Annotated in this window: 26 protein-coding genes; 18 read left to right on the top strand and 8 right to left on the bottom strand. The window is 58.8% G+C overall.

Features of this window, described 5'->3' with window-relative positions; genetic code table 11:
* Positions 1-62: 62 nt before the first annotated feature.
* From V7730_RS03285 to V7730_RS03245, 9 genes are all read left to right on the top strand, one after another.
* Entirely contained in the window at positions 63-749 is a 687-nt protein-coding gene (locus V7730_RS03285) for a haloacid dehalogenase type II (RefSeq protein WP_335746162.1), read from the top strand.
* On the top strand, positions 749-1,573 hold the full coding sequence (locus V7730_RS03280) for an alpha/beta fold hydrolase (RefSeq protein ID WP_335746161.1): 825 nt from the start codon (positions 749-751) through the stop codon (positions 1,571-1,573). Before V7730_RS03285 ends, V7730_RS03280 begins: the two co-directional genes overlap by 1 nt.
* Positions 1,570-2,538 (top strand): threonine ammonia-lyase, encoded by a 969-nt coding sequence (locus tag V7730_RS03275; RefSeq protein WP_335746160.1) that lies wholly within the window; start codon positions 1,570-1,572, stop codon positions 2,536-2,538. The genes V7730_RS03280 and V7730_RS03275 overlap by 4 nt, the downstream gene beginning before the upstream one ends.
* The gene (locus V7730_RS03270; protein ID WP_335746159.1) at positions 2,535-3,728 is read left to right on the top strand and encodes an endonuclease/exonuclease/phosphatase family protein; all 1,194 of its coding nucleotides are present in this window, start codon (positions 2,535-2,537) and stop codon (positions 3,726-3,728) included. The genes V7730_RS03275 and V7730_RS03270 overlap by 4 nt, the downstream gene beginning before the upstream one ends.
* Positions 3,728-4,516: a 3-oxoadipate enol-lactonase gene (gene pcaD, locus V7730_RS03265; RefSeq protein WP_335746158.1), complete on the top strand. Its 789-nt coding sequence runs from the start codon at positions 3,728-3,730 to the stop codon at positions 4,514-4,516. Before V7730_RS03270 ends, pcaD begins: the two co-directional genes overlap by 1 nt.
* An 89-nt stretch (positions 4,517-4,605) precedes the next feature.
* Positions 4,606-5,931, top strand: a complete 1,326-nt coding sequence (locus tag V7730_RS03260; protein WP_335746157.1) for a lyase family protein — start codon at positions 4,606-4,608, stop codon at positions 5,929-5,931.
* 4 nt (positions 5,932-5,935) lie between these two features.
* Positions 5,936-7,135 (top strand): TCR/Tet family MFS transporter, encoded by a 1,200-nt coding sequence (locus V7730_RS03255; protein WP_335746192.1) that lies wholly within the window; start codon positions 5,936-5,938, stop codon positions 7,133-7,135.
* 87 nt (positions 7,136-7,222) lie between these two features.
* A complete protein-coding gene (locus tag V7730_RS03250; protein WP_335746156.1) occupies positions 7,223-8,311 on the top strand; it encodes a Zn-dependent alcohol dehydrogenase in 1,089 nt (362 codons plus the stop codon).
* Positions 8,312-8,353: 42 nt separating this feature from the next.
* Positions 8,354-9,586 carry a mandelate racemase/muconate lactonizing enzyme family protein gene (locus V7730_RS03245; RefSeq protein ID WP_335746155.1) on the top strand — a complete coding sequence of 411 codons (1,233 nt, stop codon included), beginning with the start codon at positions 8,354-8,356 and terminating at the stop codon, positions 9,584-9,586.
* Positions 9,587-9,590: 4 nt separating this feature from the next.
* Here V7730_RS03245 and V7730_RS03240 read toward each other — a convergent pair whose 3' ends face one another.
* Positions 9,591-10,649: a dipeptidase gene (locus V7730_RS03240; RefSeq protein ID WP_335746154.1), complete on the bottom strand. Its 1,059-nt coding sequence runs from the start codon at positions 10,647-10,649 to the stop codon at positions 9,591-9,593.
* Between the two features lie 140 nt (positions 10,650-10,789).
* The gene (locus tag V7730_RS03235) at positions 10,790-12,013 is read right to left on the bottom strand and encodes an acyl-CoA dehydrogenase (protein ID WP_335746153.1); all 1,224 of its coding nucleotides are present in this window, start codon (positions 12,011-12,013) and stop codon (positions 10,790-10,792) included.
* A gap of 109 nt (positions 12,014-12,122) precedes the next feature.
* On the opposite strand from V7730_RS03235, the gene V7730_RS03230 reads away from it, so the two are divergent.
* Together V7730_RS03230 and V7730_RS03225 are read left to right on the top strand one after the other, a co-directional pair.
* Positions 12,123-13,013, top strand: a complete 891-nt coding sequence (locus tag V7730_RS03230) for a LysR substrate-binding domain-containing protein (protein ID WP_335746152.1) — start codon at positions 12,123-12,125, stop codon at positions 13,011-13,013.
* Between the two features lie 108 nt (positions 13,014-13,121).
* On the top strand, positions 13,122-13,544 hold the full coding sequence (locus V7730_RS03225; RefSeq protein ID WP_335746151.1) for a hypothetical protein: 423 nt from the start codon (positions 13,122-13,124) through the stop codon (positions 13,542-13,544).
* Positions 13,545-13,585: 41 nt separating this feature from the next.
* On the opposite strand, the gene V7730_RS03220 is transcribed toward V7730_RS03225, so the two are convergent.
* Positions 13,586-14,287, bottom strand: coding sequence for an SOS response-associated peptidase (locus V7730_RS03220; protein ID WP_335746150.1), 702 nt, complete (start codon positions 14,285-14,287; stop codon positions 13,586-13,588).
* 125 nt (positions 14,288-14,412) lie between these two features.
* Between V7730_RS03220 and V7730_RS03215 the strand changes: the two genes are divergently transcribed.
* The gene (locus V7730_RS03215; RefSeq protein WP_335746149.1) at positions 14,413-14,883 is read left to right on the top strand and encodes a DUF1203 domain-containing protein; all 471 of its coding nucleotides are present in this window, start codon (positions 14,413-14,415) and stop codon (positions 14,881-14,883) included.
* 51 nt (positions 14,884-14,934) lie between these two features.
* On the opposite strand, the gene V7730_RS03210 is transcribed toward V7730_RS03215, so the two are convergent.
* Entirely contained in the window at positions 14,935-16,491 is a 1,557-nt protein-coding gene (locus V7730_RS03210) for a bifunctional metallophosphatase/5'-nucleotidase (RefSeq protein ID WP_335746191.1), read from the bottom strand.
* 162 nt (positions 16,492-16,653) lie between these two features.
* Between V7730_RS03210 and V7730_RS03205 the strand changes: the two genes are divergently transcribed.
* The 4 genes from V7730_RS03205 to arsC are packed head-to-tail and all read left to right on the top strand — an operon-like array spanning position 16,654 to position 18,810.
* Complete coding sequence (locus tag V7730_RS03205; RefSeq protein WP_335746148.1) at positions 16,654-17,004, top strand: DUF952 domain-containing protein; 351 nt, start codon at positions 16,654-16,656, stop codon at positions 17,002-17,004.
* Entirely contained in the window at positions 17,001-17,432 is a 432-nt protein-coding gene (locus tag V7730_RS03200; protein ID WP_335746147.1) for a DUF1330 domain-containing protein, read from the top strand. The genes V7730_RS03205 and V7730_RS03200 overlap by 4 nt, the downstream gene beginning before the upstream one ends.
* Positions 17,429-18,472, top strand: coding sequence for a quinone-dependent dihydroorotate dehydrogenase (locus tag V7730_RS03195; RefSeq protein WP_335746146.1), 1,044 nt, complete (start codon positions 17,429-17,431; stop codon positions 18,470-18,472). The genes V7730_RS03200 and V7730_RS03195 overlap by 4 nt, the downstream gene beginning before the upstream one ends.
* Positions 18,469-18,810 carry an arsenate reductase (glutaredoxin) gene (arsC, locus tag V7730_RS03190; protein ID WP_335746145.1) on the top strand — a complete coding sequence of 114 codons (342 nt, stop codon included), beginning with the start codon at positions 18,469-18,471 and terminating at the stop codon, positions 18,808-18,810. Before V7730_RS03195 ends, arsC begins: the two co-directional genes overlap by 4 nt.
* A 17-nt stretch (positions 18,811-18,827) precedes the next feature.
* Here the strand turns inward: arsC and V7730_RS03185 are convergent, their stop codons facing one another.
* The 3 genes from V7730_RS03185 to V7730_RS03175 are packed head-to-tail and all read right to left on the bottom strand — an operon-like array spanning position 18,828 to position 21,074.
* Entirely contained in the window at positions 18,828-20,150 is a 1,323-nt protein-coding gene (locus V7730_RS03185) for an MATE family efflux transporter (protein ID WP_335746144.1), read from the bottom strand.
* Positions 20,143-20,655, bottom strand: coding sequence for a PaaI family thioesterase (locus V7730_RS03180; protein ID WP_335746143.1), 513 nt, complete (start codon positions 20,653-20,655; stop codon positions 20,143-20,145). Before V7730_RS03180 ends, V7730_RS03185 begins: the two co-directional genes overlap by 8 nt.
* Positions 20,652-21,074 carry a PaaI family thioesterase gene (locus V7730_RS03175; RefSeq protein ID WP_335746142.1) on the bottom strand — a complete coding sequence of 141 codons (423 nt, stop codon included), beginning with the start codon at positions 21,072-21,074 and terminating at the stop codon, positions 20,652-20,654. Before V7730_RS03175 ends, V7730_RS03180 begins: the two co-directional genes overlap by 4 nt.
* 134 nt (positions 21,075-21,208) lie before the next feature.
* On the opposite strand from V7730_RS03175, the gene V7730_RS03170 reads away from it, so the two are divergent.
* Complete coding sequence (locus V7730_RS03170; RefSeq protein WP_335746141.1) at positions 21,209-21,589, top strand: MerR family transcriptional regulator; 381 nt, start codon at positions 21,209-21,211, stop codon at positions 21,587-21,589.
* Here the strand turns inward: V7730_RS03170 and V7730_RS03165 are convergent.
* Positions 21,586-21,789 carry a hypothetical protein gene (locus tag V7730_RS03165; RefSeq protein ID WP_335746140.1) on the bottom strand — a complete coding sequence of 68 codons (204 nt, stop codon included), beginning with the start codon at positions 21,787-21,789 and terminating at the stop codon, positions 21,586-21,588. The genes V7730_RS03170 and V7730_RS03165 overlap by 4 nt on opposite strands.
* A 302-nt stretch (positions 21,790-22,091) precedes the next feature.
* Here V7730_RS03165 and V7730_RS03160 point away from each other — a divergent pair, with 302 nt between their 5' ends.
* Positions 22,092-22,490, top strand: coding sequence for a MerR family transcriptional regulator (locus V7730_RS03160; protein ID WP_335746139.1), 399 nt, complete (start codon positions 22,092-22,094; stop codon positions 22,488-22,490).
* Positions 22,491-22,492: the final 2 nt, after the last annotated feature.

The raw sequence follows: 22,492 nt of genomic DNA, 5'->3' as shown, positions 1-22,492 counted from the left end.
TTCCACACGCCTGCCTCATGCCACTGTGCAGGTCATCAACCCCCAATCTGCGCGGAGCCCCCATGCCAATCACAACCTGCATCTTCGACGCCTACGGCACGCTTTTCGATGTGGCGGCCGCCGCACGTCAGGCCGCGTCCGAGCCCGACTTTTCCGCCATCAAAGACGACTGGCTTGCGCTGGCCGAACATTGGCGGCTTAAACAGCTGCAATATAGCTGGCTACGTGCCATCACCGGCGCGCATTGTGATTTTTGGCAAGTCACGCAAGAAGGTCTCGATTGGGCGCTAGAGAAAACCGGCCACGCAGGCGACGGAGCTTTGCGCGAACGTCTTTTGCAGCTGTATTGGGAGCTGGGCGCCTACGTCGAAGTGCCTGCCATGCTACAGACCCTTAAGAACGCAGGGCTGAACACGGGCATCCTGTCCAATGGCTCTCCATCTATGTTGCGCGGCGCTGTGGACAGCGCAGGCATTGACGGCGTTCTGGACGCGCTTTTATCGGTAGAAAGCGTCGGCATCTTCAAACCTGACGCGCGGGTTTATGATCTGGTCGGAGAGGCCTTCGGTTGCGCCAAGGACGAAGTGCTGTTTGTCTCGTCGAACGGCTGGGACGCAGGCGCCGCCACCGGCTATGGTTTTACCACCGCTTGGGTGAACCGTTCCGGTGATCCGGTGGACCGACTTCCGTGGACACCTGCACATATGCTCACCGATCTGACCGGAATTCCGGCACTGGCGGGTGTGTAATGGCAACGTTTACAACCTCCGACGGCCTATCGCTTTACTATACCGATGAAGGCGTCGGCCTGCCGATCCTTTGTCTTGCCGGTCTGACCCGCACCACAGCAGATTTCGACTATGTCACGCCGCATCTTTCAGGCCAGCGCCTGATCAAGTTGGACCACCGCGGACGCGGGCGTTCTGATTTTGACCCTGAATGGAAGAACTACACCCTGCCTGTTGAATGTCGCGATGTGACGGAGTTGCTTGATCACTTGGGATTAGAAAAGGTTGCTATCCTTGGCACCTCTCGCGGTGGGCTTAACGCGATGGGGCTGGCGATGGATGCAAAACAACGCATGCTTGGTGTGGCGCTCAATGATGTGGGGCCCGTAATTGACCCTAAGGGCATGGAGACGATCAAGGATTTTATCGGCCGCAACCCCGCTGCAAAAACCTATGAGGAAGCTGCCACAGCAATGGCCCGCGCCTTTCCCGAATTTCCCAACGTCCCCGAAGGCCGCTGGCTGGAGGAAGCGCGCAAGCATTACACTCAGGACGCCAAAGGGCTGCACATCACATATGACAAGCATCTGCGCGATGCCGTACTGGCGGCAGGCGAAAAGATGATGCCCGACCTGTGGCCGTTTTTTGAAGCGTTGGAAGACCTGCCTCTGGCGTTGATCTGGGGGCTGAACTCAAATCTGCTAACCGCTGATACGGTCGACGATATGCAAAAGCGCCGCCCAGATATGATCCTTGCCCGCGTGCCGGATCGGGGCCACATCCCGTTTCTGGATGAACCTGAGGCCGTCGCCGCCCTGCACCAGTGGATCGAGACAATGCAATGAATATCAACATGATCCGTGCCGCAGCCAAACGCATCGACGAGATTGCCCAGCGCACGCCTTTGTTAAACTCAAGCTTTCTGGATGCAATCGCCGGCCGACGTGTTTGGGTTAAACCCGAATGCTTGCAGCACACCGGCAGCTTCAAGTTTCGCGGCGCCTACAGCGCGCTGTCCGCATTGGATGACGCGACACGTGCGCGCGGCGTTATCGCGTTTTCGTCTGGTAACCATGCACAAGGCGTGGCGCTAGCGGCCAAGATGCACGGCACCAGTGCTGTGATCATCATGCCCTCCGATGCCCCCGCGCTGAAGATCGCCAACACAATAGCGTACGGCGCCGAAGTAGTGCTTTATGACCGCGCGACAGAATCCCGCGACGAAATCGGTGCGCGTCTGAGCGACGAGCGTGGCTTGACGCTGATCAAACCTTACGACGAACCGCAAGTCATCGCCGGTCAGGGAACTTGCGGATTGGAGATCGCAGAAGATGCCAATGCGCTGGGTATCAAAAACGCAGACGTGATCGTTTGCTGTGGAGGCGGCGGGCTGACCTCTGGCATCGCCCTTGCACTAGAGGCCGATGCCCCCACTCTGCGGGCGCGTCCGGCGGAACCTATGGGCTTTGACGATGTGGCCCGCTCCCTTCGTGCTGGCAAGATTGAGCGCAACCCGTCCCTGTCGGGCAACATCTGTGACGCTATCATTACCCCTCAGGCTGGCGATCTCACGTGGCCGCATATGCAGCGCCTCTGCGGTCCGGGACTTGTGGTGTCAGAAGACGAAGTCCTCGACGCGATGGCGCAGGCGTTTTTGCGGCTTAAGCTGGTGGCGGAACCGGGTGGTGCTGCCGCCCTTGCCGCTGCACTGTACCGCACAGACGAGATCGAGGGTGATGACGTGATCGTCACCATCTCGGGCGGCAACGTTGACCCCGCGATGTTCACCCGCGCGTTGGCGCGCTTATGACCGGCTTTACCATTGCCAGCTTCAACGCCAAAAACCTGATCGGTCCGGACAGCGAATACTACCGCTTCCAGACCTACACTCCTGAGGAATACGCGTGGAAGCGCGATTGGCTGGCAGACCAGATCGTCACGCTGGACGCTGATATCATAGGATTTCAGGAGATCTTTGACGAAGACCCCCTGCGCGATGTGATTGCTTTGGCCGATACATATGGCGCGGCTCACAATGACTTTTCCCTGCCGGACGGCACCAAACGCTACCGCAAACGCGCGATCTTTCGAAAGCTCGCCTATGGCAGCTACCGCGACGCAGAGATCGTGTTCGCCCCGAATATAAATGATGGCGAACCCGGCGAGCGGCGGCCCGGGCTGGCAGTGCTGTCACGCTTTGGATTTGCGGACGAGCCTGAAATCATTCAAGATCTTGGACGACCGCTGGACATACCGTTTTCTGACGGCGGAGAGGACGGCGGCTTTTTCCGTATCAGACGGCTGAGCCGACCTATCCTAAAAGTACGTATCCCCGTGGGAGATCAGGTGGTGACAGTGTTCAACTGCCACCTCAAATCGAAACTAGGAGAATTTATCCGCCCCAAAGATGGCGGCCCTGCACCAGAAGCTGACTTGACCGACTACGATCCCGTGGGCCGCGCGCTGGGTTCAGCCCGTGCCGCTATGCGCCGCATGGCCGAAGCTTGGGTGCTACGCGGTGCGATTGTGCAAGAAATGCAGCTCGGCAATCCCGTCCTTGTTCTGGGTGATCTCAACGATGCCCAGAATGCTGTCAGCTCTGAAATCATCTCTGGAGAGATTCCGTTCAAGAACTACGCGTGGATGCTGCGGCACGATGCCAAACACGCAGCAGACCGTTATTCAGACGAAGAGTCAGAGCAGATCACACAAGATATCGAAGCTGTACGCCTACACTCTGCGGAAAAACTGTTTATGCGCAAATCGCTACGGGACATGGTGTTTACGACGGCATTTGGCGGGGTTTATGAAAGCATCGACCAGATTTATATGTCGCGCCATTTCTTGCCCGAAAGTGAAGGCTCCATCGGTGAGATGACCTATTTCAGTGTATTCAATGACCATTTGACCGATGGCAGCCACGCTGAAGCACCCTATAATAAACTTGCCTCCGATCACGGTCAGATCATGGCTCACTTCAATCTGAAAGGGGACGCATAATGCAAATATTCGATGCTGGAGATGTCCGTATTCACTACCGCGTAGATGGCACCGAAGATGGCGCACCCGTTGTGTTCGCCAATTCGCTGGGAACAGACATGCGCCTGTGGGACCCTATTCTACCGCTGCTGCCCGAAGGATTGCGGATCATTCGCTGGGACAAGCGTGGCCATGGCCTGTCGACCGTTCCCTCGGGGCCCTACAAGATGGGATCGCTGATCACCGATTGCGAGCGTCTGCTCGACCATCTCGAAGTCAAGGGATGCGTCTTTGTAGGCCTCAGCATCGGTGGCATGATTGCCCAAGGCCTGGCGGTCAAACGTCTCGACCTGATCCGCGCCTTGGTGCTGAGTAATACCGCCGCGAAAATCGGCAATCCGGCGCTTTGGGATGAACGCATCGCTGCCGTGCATGCAGGCGGCATAGAGAGCCTCGCCGATGCCGTGATGGAGCGCTGGTTCTCGGCCGAGTTCCGCGCCAAACCGGAGCTTGAACTGTGGCGCAACATGCTCGTGCAGCAAGCCAATGACGGCTATGCTGGTTGTTCCGCTGCGATTTCGGGCACAGATTTCTACACCCCTACAAGCGGACTACGCCTGCCCTGCCTGGGCATCGCCGGTTCCGAAGACGGCTCCACCCCGCCCGATCTGGTGCGTGAAACGACCGATCTTATCCCCGCCTCAAAGTTTCATCTGATCCGGCGTGCAGGCCACCTGCCCTGTGTCGAGCAACCCGAAGAATTCGCCCGCGTGCTAGGTGACTTTCTGAAAGGCGTGGGGCATGTCTGAGCCCTACTTCACACGCTAAGGCGCGCCAAAGCCGCCCTATCAAATCAAACTGGCCACACCACGCGAGCCGAGACGGAGCTAACGACCTCATGACAGCAAGTGTTTTTGACAGCCCGCTTTACGCGCATCTGTTTCCCACCGGTGAGGCCGGTCGCCTGTTCTCTGACACGGCAGCCATCCGCGCGATGTTGCTGGTTGAGGGGGCGCTTGCCCGCGCGCAAGGCGCACAGGGCATCATCCCGGAGCTGAGCGCTAAGGCCATCCAACGTGCCACGCTGGAAATTCAGGTAGATCCCGGAGCCATTGCAAAAGCCGCCGGAGAAAACGGCGTGAGCGTCCCCGGCCTCGTGGCCGCCTTCCGTGCCGAGATGAACGCACCCGAACACGCGCAATACGTCCATTGGGGAGCCACATCGCAGGATATTATCGACACGGGCCTGATGCTGCGATTGCGGCAGCTGTTGTTGCTGGCCGAGACCGATCTGAGTCACGTGATCAAGGCCCTAGGGCAAAAAGCATCACAACACGCCACCACGCCGATGGCGGGACGCACCTATGGCCAGCAAGCCACGCCGACCAGCTGGGGCGCTGTTCTGGCCGATTGGGGGCACCCGTTGTGCGACCTGCTTGAGGCGCTTCCCTCTCTGCGGTCATCATCGCTGTTGGTATCACTCTCAGGTGCTGCGGGCACCTCTGACGCATTGGGGCCAGACGCGGCACAGACCCGTACAGCGCTTGCTGAGGGTTTGGGGCTACATGATCCGGCACGCAGTTGGCATGTGGACCGCGGCCCGATCCTACGCATCGCGGACTGGCTGGCGCAGGTCACCTCCGTACTAGCCCGTATGGGCGCGACACTGATTGCACTGACAGGCAGTGAGATCGCCGAAATACGCCTAGGCGCAGCGGGCGCGTCCTCAACCATGCCGCAAAAACAAAACCCTGTCGCGCCCTCGGCCTTGCAGGCGCTGGGCCATCAAATGACCGGCCTGCGCGCTGCTTTGGCCCCTGCCACCCAGCACCTGCACCAACGCGACGGCGCGGCGTGGTTTGCAGAATGGATGGTCTTGCCGCAAATCGCCCTTTCCACCGCCTGCGCCCTGCAACACGCGAAAGCACTGGCTGACGGGATCGAGCCTGACGTAGACCGTATGGCCCAAACGCTGACAGGCGGCCTAGGACTTATCCACGCCGAAGCGCTCAGCTTTGCACTCGCGCGGGCCATGCCACGCCCGCAAGCACAGACCGAGACCAAGGCCCTGTGCCGTAAAGCCCAAGAAACCGGAACCGAGCTGGAGACACTCGCACGTGCAGCGCATCCGGACCTGCCAGACGGGCTGTTTAATGCAACACAAGCGCTGGGCATTGCACCGCAAGAAGCGCGCGGCTTTGCTGCGCGGGCCCGAGCGCTTTAGCACGATGCGCCTGCCAGTTATTTTCATCCTGCTGACGGTCATGATTGATGCCATGGGAATCGGTCTGATCATCCCTGTGATGCCCGATCTTATCCAAAACGTGGACGGCGGATCACTGGCCGACGCCGCTATCTGGGGCGGCATTCTTTCGACCACCTTTGCGGTCATGCAATTCCTGTTTGGTCCGGTTATTGGGGGGCTGTCAGACCGGTTCGGTCGCAGGCCGGTGCTGTTGATCGCCCTGGTAGTCATGGCGCTGGACTATGTGCTCATGGCCGTTGCCGGTGCCATCTGGTTGCTACTGGTGGGCAGGGTCATCGGCGGTATCACGGCGGCCACGCAAAGCACCGCTTCGGCGTATATGGCCGACATCTCGGCCCTGCACGAGCGCGCTGCACGCTTCGGACTTGTGGGGGCCGCATTTGGCGCGGGCTTTGTGCTTGGCCCGCTTTTAGGCGGGTTGCTGGCTGAATACGGCACACGTGCCCCTTTCTGGTTGGCGGCTGTATTGGCCGGCGCGAACGCCGTGTTTGGCTGGATCGTGCTGAAAGAAACCGTGACCGATGCCACCCGCCGCCCCTTTAGCTGGCGCCGCGCCAACCCGCTGGGCGCGTTTCGCGCGTTGGGTCGATTGCCCGGCGTAACGCCACTGCTGGTGGTCTATTTCATCTACCACGTCGGCTTTGCCGTCTACCCTGCAGTCTGGCCATACTTCGGCAAGGAGCGGTTCGATTGGACGCCCGCCACTGTCGGGCTGTCACTTGGCCTATTCGGGGTCACTATGGCGCTGGTCCAAGGTGGGATGATCCGCCCAATCCTCAAAGCTTTGGGCGAGCGAGGAACCGTTATTGCAGGGCACATATTCAGCATCGCTAGCCTGGTCCTGATTGCGGTTGTCACCTCTAGCACGTGGGTATTGCTGCTAACGCCGCTGGCCTCCATGGGCGGGATCATCCCGCCGGCGCTTCAGGGGATCATGTCCGCCCGCGTGGCAGACGATGCGCAAGGAGAGCTGCAAGGCGCGCTCTCATCGGCTTCCGCTTTGGCGATGATTCTGTCGCCTTTGGTTATGACCTACACGTTTGCGCAGTTCACCGATGCTCAGGCGCCGATCTACCTGCCGGGGGCACCTTTCCTGCTGGCCGCAGGATTGAGCACGCTGGGTTTGGCGGCCCTGCTGATCGGGACGCGACGCGACGGCTGACGTAACGTCGCATTTAGGGGCCGGAAAAGACCTTGTCGGCTGGCATGATCTGCGCAACGCTGCAGAAAACCAGCCAAAGGATATCCTATGCAAAAGATCACAGCCGCCGTCTGCCACGAATTTGGCGCCCCGCTGAAGCTTGAAGAGATCATCCTGCGCGCCCCGGAAACAGGCGAAGTCGAGGTCAAACTGGACGCGGTCGCGATTTGCCATTCAGACATTTCCTTTGCCGAAGGCGCATGGGGCGGATCGCTGCCTGCCGTCTACGGACATGAGGCTGCCGGCAAGGTCAGTGCTGTAGGTACAGGGGTAAAAGGCATCGCAGTGGGCGATCATGTGGTCGTCACGCTGATCCGGTCGTGTGGCACCTGCGCTTCTTGTGCAGGCGGTGCGCCGACACTTTGCAGCACGCCCTATGACGGCGACAAAGGACCCATCAAAACAGCCGACGGTGGCACGCTCCATCAAGCAATGGCCTGCGGTGCGTTTGCCGAATCCGTGGTGGTGGACCAACGACAAGTCGTGAAAATCAGCGAGGACATCCCGATGGAATGTGCCGCGCTGATTGCTTGCGGTGTGATCACCGGTGTGGGTGCTGTGGTGAATGCCGCAGGGCTGCGCGCGGGTCAGGATGTGGTGGTGATTGGCGCGGGCGGTGTTGGTCTCAACGCGATCCAAGGCGCACGTATCGCCGGTGCTCGGCGTATCGTGGCCGTCGATATGAGCGAAGAGAAACTGGAAATCGCGCGCGAGTTTGGCGCGACAGACGGCATTCTAGCCACTGAGGGCAAACCGTGGACGGCCGCCAAACGTGCGATGGGACGCGGTGCTGACGCGGTGATCGTGACGGTCGGTGCAATCCCCGCCTATGACACCGCGCCCAGATACCTCGCCTATGGTGGCAAGGTGGTTATGGTCGGCATGCCCCACTCTGGCCAGAAGTCAACGTATGAGCCGGTGGTATTGGCCGCCGTGGGTCAAGGAATGGTTGGATCAAAGATGGGCGATGTTGTAATCCAGCGCGACATTCCGTGGATGGTAGACCTTTACACTCAAGGCCGCTTGAAGCTGGACGAACTGATCTCGGGTCGCTGGAAGCTGGAGCAGATCAACGAGGCAATTGCAGACACCAAAACAGGTGCCGCGCGGCGCAACGTGATCTTGTTTGACCGCTAGGCGGCAAACCAAAAAACCTCACCAACAAACGAGAGATCTGGCATGCAGCTTAAAGATTTGGACATCATCGTCACCGCGCCACCCGCGCCAGGCTGGGGCGGGCGGTACTGGATACTCGTCAAGCTGACCACGGCCTGCGGTATCGTCGGCTGGGGAGAATGTTATGCTTCGACCGTAGGACCCGAAGCAATGCGCGGCGTGATCGAAGATGTGTTTGCGCGACACATGGCAGGCGAAAACCCCGAGAACATCGAGATGATGTTCCGCCGCGCCTATTCCTCCGGCTTCACACAACGGCCGGACCTGACGGTGATGGGCGCGTTCTCAGGGCTTGAGATCGCCTGCTGGGATATTCTGGGCAAGGCACGGGAGCGGCCTGTCTATGCCCTGCTGGGCGGAGTTATGAATGCACGCGTACGCGCCTATACCTATCTGTATCCGCTGCCGCACCATGACATCAGCGCCTTCTGGAATTCACCCGATATGGCAGCGGAATCGGCACTTGATGCGGTGAACCGTGGCTTCACGGCAGTGAAGTTCGATCCCGCAGGTCCATACACGGGACGCGGCGGTCATATGCCCGCGATGAGCGATATCACGCAATCCGTCGCCTTTTGCCGCGCAATCCGCGAAGCTATCGGAGATCGCGCAGACCTGCTGTTCGGCACCCATGGGCAGTTCACGACAGCCGGTGCCATCCGGTTAGGTCAGGCGTTGGAGCCCTACAGCCCACTTTGGTACGAAGAACCGATCCCACCTGACAACGTGGCCGAAATGGCAAAGGTTGCAGGCGCCGTCCGCATCCCCATCGCCACAGGAGAGCGTCTGACCACCAAGGCAGAATTCGCACCCGTGCTGCGTGCCGGAGCAGCGACGATTTTGCAACCTGCACTGGGTCGCGCAGGTGGTATCTGGGAGATGAAGAAAGTCGCCGCCATGGCAGAAGTCTATAACGCGCAGATGGCACCCCATCTTTATGCGGGTCCGGTGGAATGGGCTGCCAACATTCATTTTGCGGTGAGCATTCCTAATCTTCTCATGGCGGAAACGATCGAAACTCCCTTTCACGACCAGCTTATCAAGGGCAGCATTCGGGTCGAAGACGGCTATATCACGGCTCCGACGGCACCCGGTCTGGGGATCGAAGTGGACGAGGACCTTGCGCGGGCGCATCCCTATACCGGAACCGGTCTACATCTTGAGATGCAAGAAGAACCTTGTGACTACAGCAATGGCAACCGTTTCGAGGGAGGTGCACCTGCGCCGAAGGATTGAACGCTCAGGCCAACTGGCCGCTGAGGAAATCCAGCCAATTCTCGTGCGCCAGCTTGGCAATCAGCGCCTCCCCGCACCCATGGGTGCGCATGGCATCAACCAACGCAGGCAAATCGCCCGCGTTGGCAAGACCACGCGGCATCGGCGCGCCATCAAAGTCTGAGCCGAGACCCACATGATCCTCACCCGCGACAGCGATCATATGATCGAGCTGGCGCAGGCAATCTTCCAGTGTGGCATAACCCTGTGCCCACCCTTCATCGCTCAGAAACAGGCTGGCAAAGTTGAGGCCAACCATGCCGCCTGACTGCCCGACGGCGCGCAACTGGTCATCAGTCAGGTTTCGCGTGTTCAGCGTCACAGCACATGCATTTGAATGGGTCGCAACAAGCGGCAAGCCAGCATCGGCCACATCCCAAAACCCCTTCAGGGTAAGGTGGGACGTATCGACCATTATGCCCAGCGCCTTGCATTTGGCCACCAACGCGTGCCCCGCTTCGGTAAGCCCACCGCCCGTATCGCCATCGCGACCATGAGCAAAAGGCACGCCTTCGCCAAAGATCGTCGGCCGTGACCATACAGGCCCGAGTGAGCGCACGCCCATCGCATAGAGGGCATCCAGATCCCACAACTCAGGCCCGATACAATCAGCGCCTTCAAGATGCAGAACACAGGCGATGGGATCGCTGATAAAGGCGCGTCCCAGCTGGGCGGACGATGTGCAAATCTCGATCTGCCCTGCAGCTTGAAGATGTTGCGCTATGCCTGCCTGCGCCACCACCGGCTCCAACGCCTGAGCGGCGGGCATGGCAGGCGGCAGCGGCAAAGCAGGTGCGCCGCCGTCGAAAATGGAAAAATCGAAAGCGCCTTTTGCGTCTGCTGAATAAAGCGCGAAAAATCCGCCCTGCAAACCGCCTGTACGGGCTTGCGGGATGTTCACATGACCAACTGGTTTTGCGAATTCACTGACCGGATCAGTGCAGGTGCCCCAAAGCCTGCTTAGGGCGTCATTATGACCGTCAAATATCTGCATCATCTGCTCCTCGCCGGTGCGGCGCCTCATCCCCATATTGTCTGAAGCCTTGCCCGTGGCGCGTCAATGAAAGCCGTCGTATGACCAGCTTCATAAATAAAAAAACCCGCGCAACAGGCGTTGCGCGGGAAGTATGTACTCAGGAAAATACTCGTTACTGGGAATAACTTCTAGAAAAACGCCTGCAGGCCAGTCTGGGCACGGCCAAGGATCAGCGCGTGCACATCATGGGTGCCTTCGTAAGTGTTGACTGTTTCAAGGTTCATCATGTGACGGATGACCTGGAATTCGCCAGAGATGCCGTTGCCGCCGTGCATGTCACGGGCGTGTCGCGCGATCTCAAGCGCTTTGCCGCAGTTGTTGCGTTTGATGATGCTGATCATTTCCGGTGCAGCATTTGCGGCATCCATCAGTCGACCCACCTGCAAGGACGCCTGCAGACCAAGGCTGATCTCGGTCATCATGTCGGCCAGCTTTTTCTGGAACAGCTGTGTTTGCGCCAGTGGCTTGTTGAACTGGTGACGGTCCAGACCGTATTGGCGGGCGGCGTGCCAGCAGAACTCGGCCGAGCCCATAACACCCCAGCTGATGCCGTAGCGTGCGCGGTTCAGACAGCCAAACGGGCCTTTCAGGCCCTGTACGTGGGGCAAAAGCGCATCTTCGCCCACTTCGACGTTGTCCATTACGATTTCACCGGTGATTGACGCACGCAGCGACAGCTTATTGCCAATCTTCGGTGCGCTGAGACCTTTCATGCCTTTTTCAAGGATGAAGCCGCGGATCTTGCCGCCATGCTCTTCCGACTTTGCCCAGACAACAAACACGTCCGCAATCGGCGCGTTGGAGATCCACATCTTGGAGCCGGTGAGTTTGTAGCCATTGGCGGTTTTCACGGCGCGGGTTTTCATGCCCGCAGGGTCGGAACCCGCGTCAGGTTCTGTCAGGCCAAAGCAGCCGATAAACTCGCCCGAAGACAGTTTCGGCAGGTACTTTTTGCGCTGCGCCTCGGAGCCGTAGGCATAGATCGGGTACATGACCAACGACGACTGTACTGACATCATCGACCGGTATCCGCTGTCCACACGCTCAACCTCGCGTGCGACCAGACCATAGGAGACGTAAGAGCCGCCCAGCCCACCGTATTCTTCTGGCACGGTGACGCCCAACAGGCCCATGTCGCCCATTTCGCGGAAGATACTGATGTCAGTTTCTTCATCGGCAAACGCCTTGATAACGCGGGGCTGCAGCTTTTCCTGCGCATAAGAACGCGCGCTTTCCATGATCATCCGCTCATCTTCTTGCAGTTGGTCGTTCAGGCGCAGTGGATCGGACCATTCAAAAGCCCCCAAGTCGGGAGCATCTTTGGCTTTGAGGACAGGTGTTTCGGCGTTCATGGCGTATCCTTTCAACAGGGAACTGCTATATGATTTGAGAGTCTTATTGCATATCAGCCATCAAAGTTCTAACGATGCTTAATCCTCAACCTATAAGTTTTAATCATACATGATCGCGCCGCGCCGATATTTGCCGTCAGTTTCTGCCCTACTTGCCTTTGAGGCTTGTGCGCGGCTGGGCAGCGCCACGCAAGCTGCCACAGAGCTGTCGCTGACGCAGTCCGCGATCAGTCGGCAGATCAAGTCTCTGGAGGGTCAACTAGGCGTGCAACTCATGTCGCGGCAAGGTCGGCGGTTAGCGCTGACACAGGCAGGAACGGAATATGTGCGCGAGGTGCGTGAGGTATTGGGACGTCTTGCTCAGGCTTCGCTAAACGCTGCAACAGAGCGGCAGTCAGGGGTGCTCACGCTGGCCATTCTGCCGGCTTTCGGGATGCACTGGTTGGCGCCGCGTTTGTCCGATTTTTCCTCAGAGCACCGCGAGGTAACCGTGAACCTGTCGACACGGCTGCACCCCTTCGCGCTGGGGCCAAGCCCGTTTGACGCGGCCATCCACTTTGGCCACGAGGACTGGCCCGGGGTGCATTATCTGCCCCTGATGCCAGAGATCGTGGTGCCCGTCTGCGCGCCAGATCTTGTGGGCGCGCCATTCGACTCGCCCGCGAACCTGTTATCGCACCCGTTGCTGCACCTAGAAACACGCCCGCGCGCATGGGCGCGTTGGTTTGAGGCCGTGGACCATCCCTGCGATCCACCTCATGGCATGATGTTTGACCAGTTCGCCACAATGGCTCAAGCTGCTCTGCACGGGCTAGGCATCGCATTGCTGCCCACCTTTGTGGCGGAGCCATATCTGCGCGACGGTCAACTGGCCCTTGCTTCTGACAAAACCACAGAGAGCATCGGCAGCTACTACCTTGTTTGGCCCGATGACCGCCCCGCACCACCGCCCTTGCTGGCCTTTTGCGACTGGCTGAAAGGTCAGACTGAGGCGCTGTGAGCTGCAAAGTGATGGTTAACGAAATGGATGTTATGCCTCACTTCGGCCACATTCCATCCATATAGCAAATCTCTGTGACGGTGGGGGCCGACACCAAGGAGCATAGCAATGCTTAACAAGATTTTGAAAGGCGCTGCCGCAGCAGTTGCCGCGCTAACATTCACGGCAGGGTCATCCGCTGCCGAAAACTACCGCGTTCTGATGATGGGTCAAGCGTTCTTTCCGGACGTCTCCTATGTGCAGGATGGCGACACCCTGACTTTCGTGAACATGTCAGGTATTTCGCGCACGATCTCTGCCGACGACGGCTCATGGTCAACGCCAGAGCTTTCCGACGGCGCAGAAGCAACTATCTCGGTCATCCGAGGGATGGCCAATATCTTTCAGTTTCAGCTTGAAGCGGTAGACCCCGCGGCTGCCACTGCTGATGACACAACCACCGCAGAAGAGACCACCACCGAGGCACCTGCAGATGACATCATCATCGGCAAGATGAACTTCAGCACCCAACCTACAGTCCAGTCCAACTAAAGCGATTGGTGTCGCACGTCAGGCATGACCCTGCCCCCGCTTCAGGGGGTCAGGGTCATGACGCTTGGCGGTTCTTCCCATGGCTCAATCAGTTCGGGACCGGACGCGCGGTTGGAATTGACGTCCCGGCATACTCGGTGCCAGTGTAACGTATCGTCATCGGCGGCTCGCATCAGCGGCGCGGCGCCTTTTCCCTTTTCACCCAACCAAATTGACCAATCGGCCGACTCGATAATCACAGGCAACCGGTGATGGATCGCCTGCGTGGGCTCGTTAGCGTCAATCGTCAGAGCAGCGACCGTTCGTAGCACCTCATCGCTTGAAGGATCGAGCCAAGCCTGCCAAAGTCCGGCAAAGGCCAGCGGCGCCCCGTCACGGCGGGTGATATACCACGGATCACGCGCACTACTTTCGTCTTTGGTCCACTCATAAAAACCGCTGGCAACCACCAGCACCCGCCGCGCATGAACTGCAGAGCGGAAGGCAGGCTTGTCCAGCACCGTCTCGGCACGGGCGTTAATCAGCAACGGTCCATCGTTAGGCTTCTTGTACCACGGCGGGATCAACCCCCAGCGCATGGCCTCCATCCGCCGCGGCTGCTCTGGGCCACCGGTGATGACCGCGATCGGGTTTGTCGGGCAGATGTTATAGTTCGGCCCCTCCGGCAGATTATTTGCCGGTTCGGCTGCAAACACCTGCGCCATAGCTTCGGGCGGCAAGGTCAGGGAAATGCGTCCACACATCTCCATCTCCTCCGGTTGCGTCCCTGCGCATATCTTAGCGCAGTGAGCGCATAAATGTGAATGCGCAGAAAACGGGTCGATTTGAACGATGCCGCCTTGCCATAAACAGGCAAAGGAGCACGAATATGACTCACCTCTCCTATCATCCCATAGCCACACCAATCGTCGCCGCTCTGCGTGAAGGCGGCCCCGACGCCTATGGCGTGACGCCAGAGCACGCCATCTCGGACGCAGCCAGCAATCCTTGCCGCCACTGCCTTAACGATATCGCGCAGGTTGCCGGAATGCTGATTTTCGCCCACCGCCCGTTCGAACGGCTTCACGCGTACGCCGAAACCGGGCCCGTATTCCTGTGTGCCGACGCTTGCGCCGCCTATCGCGGCAAAACACCGCCGCCAATCCTCACCACGCGGCCAGAGTATCTGCTCAAAGGTTACACTAACGACGAGCGCATTCGCTACGGCACGGATAAAATCGTCTGCTCAGCCGATGTTACCACCTATGCAACACAGGTGCTGAAGCAAAGCGAGGTTGCCTTTATCGATGTACGCTCGGCCCGAAACAACTGCTTTCAGCTGCGCATCACCCAAGCATAAAAAAAGCGCCCTCGTTTCAGAGCGCGCCTTTCCTTGTCCGTAGCTTCGGACCTACTTCATCTTGATGCGACCATCAGTAAAGGGCTTGTAAGGTGCGTTTGCCGCCAAATACTCAGCCGTGACATCAGCAACATCGGGGCCAAAATCATAGGGGTTGGTTGCGGTTTTAAACATCGCATAACCGTCCCCGCCGTTGCGCACGTAGTTGTTGGAAACAACGCCGTAGACCTTGTCCAGATCCACAGGCGCGTCACCGATCATCACATCCGACACGCGGCTGCCCGCTTCGGCGGCAGCATCGAAGACATAGCTCATACCTGCGACTTGCGGGAAACGACCTGCGCCTTCTTCGACTTGGCTTACGCCGTTCTCCAACGCTTCGACCAGCACGGCGCCGGTAACCTGAAAGGTTGAAAGCGTGTTCTGGAAGGGCAACACGGTCAACACATCACCCATGGTGACTTCGCCCGCGTCGATGGAGGCGCGGATACCGCCGCTGTTCTGGATGGCGACGTCAATGCCCTGATCGGCCACGCGTGCCAGCATTGCATCGGCAATCAGGTTGCCCATGCTGCATTCCTGCGCGCGACAGATCGCGCGATCACCGCCAATTGGCTCGTTTGTTTCGGCCACGACTTTAGAGCGGAGCTCCTCAAGCGGCGCGGCAAGTTCGGCAATGCGCGCCAGCGTGTCCGCGTCCTCGGCGAAAGAGGCATCAATCAGAACCGGCTCACCCTTGGCTTCGGTGATGTTGCCCGCGTCATCAAACGTGACATTCAGCTCACCTAGATATTTACCATAGGCATATGCCTGCACGATCGCGGTATTGCCGACCATTGTGGGGTATGGGCCTTCGGCTTTCTCATTGGTGTTGCTGAGCAGCGTGTTGGAGTGGCCACCCACAATCACATCAACGCCAGTCGTCTCGGCCGCAACCTTTTGGTCTACGGTATAACTGGAGTGGCTGAGCACGATGATCTTGTTCACGCCTTCAGCCGTCAGCTTGTCAACTTCGCCTTGCACCGCAGCGACCGGATCAGAGAAAGCCACATTGTCACCAGGGCTTGCCAGTTCGTCCGTATCCTGAGGTGTCAGCCCTATCAGGCCGATCTTTTCGCCGCCCCGCTCGATCACCGTGGATTTTGCCAGCTTGTCGGCCAACAAGGGCTCGGCGCTGACATCGGCGTTGGACATCAAGATCGGAAATTTGATTGCTGACATGAAGGAAGCCAGCACTTCGGGGCCATCGTCAAATTCGTGATTGCCGACGGTCATACCGTCATAGCCAAGCTTGTTCATCATCTCGGCAGTCATCTGGCCTTTGTAATAGGAATAGAACAGCGTGCCCTGAAACTGGTCCCCGCCGTCCACAAGTAACGCGTTGTTGGTACGGCCACGCGCCTCTTTGATCGCGGTTACCAGACGGGCTGTACCGCCAAAGCATTTGCCCTCGGTGTTGTCTTCGGCACCGCAAGGCCCGTCATATTTGCTGATCGGTTCAAACCGCGCGTGAAAGTCGTTTGTGTGCAGAATGGTGATTGAATAATCAGCGCTGGCCATGCCTGCCGTCAAGCTCAAAGCGGCGGCGCTCAATAGGAATCGGTTCATGGTGTTTCCCCCAATGGAATGTGTGCGCATATCGTGGCGCGTGCGCGGGAAGCTGTCAAAGCAGATAACCACCTTGCGTTGCGTCAATCTGTTGCGCGTGCCCAAAGCAAAGGCACCGCGTTCGCCCTTGACCACTGCGGCGCAGGGCGGCATCACAGCGCTATGCTTATATTCAAAATCTTCCGCACCGATGAATGGCAGACCCTGCGTAAGCAAGGCGAAACCGCAGGCGCGCCCATTGATCTGGCCGACGGCTACATCCATTTCTCAACCGCCACGCAGGCAGCTGAAACAGCGGCCAAGCATTTCACCGGAGCCGAAGGTCTTTTTTTGGTCGCGGCCGAGGCCAAGACCTTGGGCGATGAGTTGAAATGGGAGGTGTCGCGCGGCGATGCGTTGTTCCCCCACCTGTACCGCAAGCTGACAATGGCGGATGTCACATGGGCCCAGCCCTTGCCGTTGGTCGACGGGGCGCACCAGTTCCCCGCAGGGCTGGAGGAAGCCGCACAATGACCCACTACCGCGATACAAACCGCACGCAATTCGAGATATTCAAATCGCTCGACCGCGACGCACCGATAAACATGCTCAACCTTGTGCAGTTCTTTGACAAGGCGGCGTATCCTGCCGACCATCCGCTTGCTGGTGAGAACCTGACCGGCGCGCAGGCCTATGGCAAGTACGGCGAAACAAGCGGTCCGGTATTGGCCCGCGTTGGGGGCACCGTCATTTGGCGCGGTGGTTTTGATGTCTCCCTGATCGGCGCACCGGATGAGGCATGGGATGCGATGTTTATCGTCCACTTCCCCAAAGCGGCAGCATTTCTGGCGATGGTAACCGACCCCGAATATCAAAGCTCTGTGATCCATAGGCAAGCTGCGGTTCAGGACTCGCGCCTGATCCGCACGCGGCCCCTGCCCCCATCGGATGTTTTCGCATGAACGCGCTGATTGAGGCGATGGGCCTGAGCGTGCTACGCCACTTTGACCCCGAAACAGCCCACGGTCTGGCCATACGCGCTCTGCGTGCAGGGCTAACGCCAAAGCTAGGCCCTGTGACAACCCCTCGTCTTGGCGTTGATCTGGCGGGGATGCATCTGTTGAACCCTGTCGGCCTTGCAGCAGGCTTTGACAAAAACGCCACCGCCATTACGCCACTAAGTGAAGCCGGTTTCGGATTTATCGAAGTCGGCGCTGCGACGCCTTTGCCGCAGCCTGGCAACGACAAACCGCGCCTGTTTCGCCTGACCGAGGACCGCGCCGCGATCAACCGCTTTGGCTTTAACAATGACGGGATGGAGGCGATCTGCGCCCGTCTGGCGGCCACTCCGCGCACCATTCCCGTGGGCCTCAATCTGGGGGCAAATAAGACAAGCACCGACCGCGCGGCGGATTTCGCCCGCGTCATGGAAGCCGCACGTGACCATGTGGATTTCGCCACGGTGAATGTATCCTCTCCCAACACCGAAAAACTCCGCGACCTGCAAGGCAAGGCAGCACTAACGGGTCTGCTGGAAGGGGTGATGGCTGTGCGCGGCACCACGCCTGTCATGCTCAAGATCGCGCCAGATCTGAGCGAAAGCGAGATTGCCGATGTGGCGCAAGTGGCGCAGGACGCAGGCGTGGCCGCGATCATTGCAACCAACACAACGCTTTCGCGTGAAGGACTGCGGTCCGTCCATAAGGAAGAGGCCGGCGGTCTTTCCGGCGCGCCTCTGTTTGAAAAATCAACCCGCGTTCTGGCGCGGCTTTCAACTTTGACCGATGTGCCAATCATCGGCGTTGGCGGCATCGGCTCTGCAGATCAGGCCTACGCCAAGATTTGCGCGGGCGCCTCTGCGGTGCAATTGTACACAGCGCTGGTCTTTGGCGGGCTGTCGCTTGTCGGTGACATCGCGCGCGGGATTGATGCGCGGTTGGCGCAAGACGGGTTCAGCTCGGTTGCCGATGCAGTAGCCAGCCGTCGGGAGGAGTGGCTGTGATAACGTTGTGGCACAATCCGCGCTGTTCCAAATCGCGCCAGACCCTCGCACTGATCGAAGCCGCGGGTGTGGCGCGTACCCTCCGCAAATACCTCGAAGACGCGCCCACTGTGGCCGAGCTTGAGGCTGCGCAGAAAGCCCTTGGCTTGCCTGTGATTGAGATGCTCCGCCCCAACAAGAAGCTTTTCAAAGAGCTGGGGCTTAGCGGCAGTGATGATGATGCGACCCTGCTGGCCGCCGTTGCAGCCCACCCGATCTTGATCGAACGGCCCATCGCGTTCGATGGTGATCGTGCGGTTATCGGCCGTCCGCCAGAGGCGGTTCAAACGATTCTCTAAAGGCCTCCGGCGCGCAATTACGCCCCTGCAGCGCGCTCCAAAGACGGGTAGCGCGCGCCAAGGGTCAGCCCCCGCGCGATGAACGATATTAGCATCGCCACCCACAGACCATGATTGCCAAGGACCGGCACTAAAAGCAGCACACATACCGCATAAACGCCGAACGACAGGGCCATCATATTGCGCATGTCACGGCTGCGCGTTGCGCCCACAAATATCCCGTCCAGCATGAACGCCGCACAGGCAATTACCGGCAGCACCACCAGATAAGGAAGATAGATGCGTGCTTGTACCCGTACCTCTGGTGCGGTTGTCATCGCGTCCACAATCTGCGGGCCGAACAGGGCGAAACCCAACCCCATGCAAGCCGCCGCAACCATCCCCCACCCAGAGGCCAGCAGTGCAGCGCGCCGCAGATGCATCCTGTCACCCCGTCCAAACGCCTTCCCAACCAAGGCTCCAGCAGAGAAGGCAAAGCCATCCAGCGCGTAGCTTGCAATCATCAGGAACTGCAGAAGCACCTGATTAGCCGCCAACGTCACATCACCCTGCCCCGCGCCTATGAACATAAAGCTCACGAAAATCGCTTCCAGCAGCAAAGAGCGGATCAGGATATCCGTGTTCACGCCCATCATCCGGCGCCACCGCGCCCCGTCAAGCACGCGATCCCAAGCCCGCCACGCGACATCAGCAAAGGCTGCGCGACAGAACCACAAGCCCAAGCCAAGACCGCTCCATTCAGCAATCGCGGTCGCAAGGGCCACGCCCTGCACGCCCCAACCCAGCCCGATCATAAACCACAGATCAAGCGCGATGTTCAGCCCGTTCATCCAAAGCTGCAAGACCAGCACAGCGCGCGTACGCTCTTGCGCAATAAGCCAGCCAGTGATGCCATAAAGCGCGATGGCCGCAGGCGCGGACCAGACCCGTAGCGCCATATACTGACGCGCTAGGCCTTCGACCTCTGCACTGGCGGGCGACACTTTGAACGCGGCCCAAAAAAGCACGCTTTGCAACGCGATGATCGCCACACCAGCGCCGAGCCCGATCATAAGTGCTCGGGTCAGCAAGGCGGCGACCTCGTTGCTGTCGCCCTGTCCCTCAGCCTGCGCAGTCAACCCCACCGTGCCCATGCGCAAAAAGCCGAACATCCAGTAGAAGGCCGAAAGGACAACTGAGCCAATACCAACTGCGCCAATAGGAGCGGCCAACCCTATCTGACCTACCACGCCCGTATCCACAGCACCCAATATTGGCACAGTCGCATTGGACAGCACCACGGGCACCGCGATGTTGAGCACACGTTTGTGGGTCAGTCTGGCGGCAGCAACCTCAGTCACGCGGGGCGGGCATCACGAAATGCCCCATCGCCTCAGCATAAAGACGCGCGCGATTGTCCTGCCACGCCTCGACCTGCACGGAGGCATAGCGCCGTCCTGCGCGGGTAATCCGCGCCCGCGCATAGGCATCGCGCGGCAGACCGGTGCGCAGGTAGTCCACAGTGAAATCGACGGTTTTTGGCTGTCGCGGTAAATCCTGCGGCGCGCAATCCGTGAGGTCCAGTTTGCCCGCTTCCAGATCATCCCAAAGATAGGACCAGTTCAGCGTCATTACTGCCGTGACTTCGAGAAACGCGGCCGTGGCACCACCATGCAGCGCCGGCAGCAAGGGGTTGCCGATCAGTTCCTGCTTAAAGGGCATAATACCGGTCAGCTCATCCCCACGCCGCTCGAACTCGATCCCCAGAAAACGAATGTAGGGCACGGCGCCAGCCAGTGCGGCGAGCGCTGCGTCACGCCGTTGCTTGACCACCTGAACAGGCTCGGGACGCTTGCAACCGCTCATCGTTTTTCCTCCACGGTGAAGGCCCCAGTAGCGGTAGCCACCGGATTTTCTGTATCATCGTCCAATGCTACTGCGCGCACGAAGGCGACTGAGCGGGTCATGTGATAACATGTGGCACGCGCCGTGATCGTCTGGCCCGGAGTGGCCGCGCGCATATAGTCGATGCGCAAATCAATCGTGGCCGTGCCGCCCTTATTGTCAGGATGACACATCACCGCAGCACCGCAGCACGTATCCATCAAAGCCGAGACCGCCCCGCCGTGAATAACACCTGTCACCGGATCGCCAATAAGGTCGTCCTTGTAGGGCATGCTGATCGAAGCTTTGCCGCCGCCCATCTCCTGCGGCGCCATCCCCAATAGAACGGAGTGCGGCAATGCTTGGATAAACTGGCGCGCTAGCGCTGTCAGGTCGACCATATATTCTCCTTGCGCGGGCCAAATTGCCCTGCTTTTCGCGCCCTTTACAGCAGCCGCTTGCACAAAGGGCAATAGGAACCGTTGCACATCTTGCGCGGGGCTTTTAGCGTAAGGGTCCGGAGGACATTCCAGACATGAGCGACGAGACACGCCTGACATTTAAAGAAATGTGCGCGAAATTTGACGTAACGCCACGCACATTGCGGTATTACGAATATATCGAGCTGCTCTCGCCTGATCGCGAGGGGCGCACACGCTTTTACGGTCCACGCGAACGCGCGCGGATGGAACTGATTCTGCGTGGACGCAGTTTTGGAATTGCACTGGAAGATATCCGCCAATGGCTGCTCATCTACGAAAAAGAAGGCACAGTCGCGCAAATGCAGGCTTGGGTGGTCATGGCAAACGACCAACTAGACGAGTTAACCGAGAAGAAGCGTCAGCTGGACGAAGCGCTCAAGGAATTGACCCGCCTGCGCGATGAAACCCTCAAGGCGTTGGGCGAAAAGGCCTAATCCCCGCGCCGGACGCGGGCGGCAGTTTTTTCGATATGGCTGGCGATGGCCATAAGCTCTTCGATTCTTGACGCCGAAGCCCGTGTAGCCATTTCATAGGCTACAGTTTCGACAATCTTTGCGGCGGCTTCAAGATACACGTCGAAGGCGGCAGTATCGGGGGGCGTCGGACGCGTTGCGTCAAAAACTAGCGTCGGCATGTCTATCCTACCGCATATCTAAATCAAAGTGAATTTGTGGCCGTTTGAAATAGAACAGCAGGGAGTTCAATGATTGTTTCTACTTTTGCGAGATATCCGCCTTATTAGTAGCAATCGTGCATATCTTCGCCGAAAGCTGGAAATTTACAGGCGGAAACTAGCGCACGGCTAAATTGACGTAAGGTTACGAAAGGTAACCCTAGAAACTGACGTTACGTACCACTACGTAAGCTTTCTCAAAAGCGGTATCGGGTGCTCAAGCCAGTGATCCCACCGCGATCTGATGGAATTGTGAGAGCATTATGAGTACCGATACACTGACTATCCGCGAGATGTGCGACACGTTTGACGTCACGCCCCGCACCTTGCGTTTCTACGAAGCCAAAGAACTGCTGTTTCCACAGCGGATTGGTCAAAAACGCCTTTTCACCAAACGCGACCGCGCACGTCTAAAGTTGATCCTGCGCGGCAAGCGCTTCGGCTTTTCGCTCGAAGAAATCCGCCAACTTCTGGACCTTTATTACAAAGGCGACGGTCAGTTGAGCCAACTTGAGCAAAGCTATGATCTGGCCTGTAAGCGCCTTGAAGATCTTCAGCGCCAGCGCACCGAAATCGACAGCGCGATCGACGATCTGCGCGACCAGTTAAAATGGGGTGAGAAGATGATCTCGTCCTTGCGCCAGCCCCGCAAGGCCGGCTGACG

Source organism: Sulfitobacter sp., assembly GCF_036961165.1.
In the GTDB taxonomy this organism is placed as follows: Bacteria; Pseudomonadota; Alphaproteobacteria; order Rhodobacterales; family Rhodobacteraceae; genus Sulfitobacter.
The sequence above is the reverse complement of the archived record's forward strand: the minus strand, read 5'-3'. Positions and strand labels throughout refer to the sequence as shown.

Bases quoted from the DNA above. Each gene is read 5' to 3' on its own strand.
- V7730_RS03280 (WP_335746161.1), top strand. From the start codon at position 749: ATGGCAACGTTTACAACCTCCGACGGCCTATCGCTTTACTATACCGAT.
- V7730_RS03285 (WP_335746162.1), top strand. From the start codon at position 63: ATGCCAATCACAACCTGCATCTTCGACGCCTACGGCACGCTTTTCGAT.
- V7730_RS03260 (WP_335746157.1), top strand. From the start codon at position 4,606: ATGACAGCAAGTGTTTTTGACAGCCCGCTTTACGCGCATCTGTTTCCC.
- V7730_RS03225 (WP_335746151.1), top strand. From the start codon at position 13,122: ATGCTTAACAAGATTTTGAAAGGCGCTGCCGCAGCAGTTGCCGCGCTA.
- V7730_RS03240 (WP_335746154.1), bottom strand. From the start codon at position 10,649: ATGAGGCGCCGCACCGGCGAGGAGCAGATGATGCAGATATTTGACGGT.
- V7730_RS03205 (WP_335746148.1), top strand. From the start codon at position 16,654: ATGCTTATATTCAAAATCTTCCGCACCGATGAATGGCAGACCCTGCGT.
- V7730_RS03170 (WP_335746141.1), top strand. From the start codon at position 21,209: ATGAGCGACGAGACACGCCTGACATTTAAAGAAATGTGCGCGAAATTT.
- V7730_RS03175 (WP_335746142.1), bottom strand. From the start codon at position 21,074: ATGGTCGACCTGACAGCGCTAGCGCGCCAGTTTATCCAAGCATTGCCG.
- V7730_RS03180 (WP_335746143.1), bottom strand. From the start codon at position 20,655: ATGAGCGGTTGCAAGCGTCCCGAGCCTGTTCAGGTGGTCAAGCAACGG.
- V7730_RS03230 (WP_335746152.1), top strand. From the start codon at position 12,123: ATGATCGCGCCGCGCCGATATTTGCCGTCAGTTTCTGCCCTACTTGCC.
- V7730_RS03215 (WP_335746149.1), top strand. From the start codon at position 14,413: ATGACTCACCTCTCCTATCATCCCATAGCCACACCAATCGTCGCCGCT.
- V7730_RS03165 (WP_335746140.1), bottom strand. From the start codon at position 21,789: ATGCCGACGCTAGTTTTTGACGCAACGCGTCCGACGCCCCCCGATACT.
- V7730_RS03195 (WP_335746146.1), top strand. From the start codon at position 17,429: ATGAACGCGCTGATTGAGGCGATGGGCCTGAGCGTGCTACGCCACTTT.
- V7730_RS03270 (WP_335746159.1), top strand. From the start codon at position 2,535: ATGACCGGCTTTACCATTGCCAGCTTCAACGCCAAAAACCTGATCGGT.
- V7730_RS03250 (WP_335746156.1), top strand. From the start codon at position 7,223: ATGCAAAAGATCACAGCCGCCGTCTGCCACGAATTTGGCGCCCCGCTG.
- V7730_RS03275 (WP_335746160.1), top strand. From the start codon at position 1,570: ATGAATATCAACATGATCCGTGCCGCAGCCAAACGCATCGACGAGATT.
- pcaD (WP_335746158.1), top strand. From the start codon at position 3,728: ATGCAAATATTCGATGCTGGAGATGTCCGTATTCACTACCGCGTAGAT.
- V7730_RS03210 (WP_335746191.1), bottom strand. From the start codon at position 16,491: ATGAACCGATTCCTATTGAGCGCCGCCGCTTTGAGCTTGACGGCAGGC.
- V7730_RS03245 (WP_335746155.1), top strand. From the start codon at position 8,354: ATGCAGCTTAAAGATTTGGACATCATCGTCACCGCGCCACCCGCGCCA.
- V7730_RS03255 (WP_335746192.1), top strand. From the start codon at position 5,936: ATGCGCCTGCCAGTTATTTTCATCCTGCTGACGGTCATGATTGATGCC.
- V7730_RS03220 (WP_335746150.1), bottom strand. From the start codon at position 14,287: ATGTGTGGACGCATTTCCCTGACCTTGCCGCCCGAAGCTATGGCGCAG.
- V7730_RS03160 (WP_335746139.1), top strand. From the start codon at position 22,092: ATGAGTACCGATACACTGACTATCCGCGAGATGTGCGACACGTTTGAC.
- V7730_RS03200 (WP_335746147.1), top strand. From the start codon at position 17,001: ATGACCCACTACCGCGATACAAACCGCACGCAATTCGAGATATTCAAA.
- V7730_RS03235 (WP_335746153.1), bottom strand. From the start codon at position 12,013: ATGAACGCCGAAACACCTGTCCTCAAAGCCAAAGATGCTCCCGACTTG.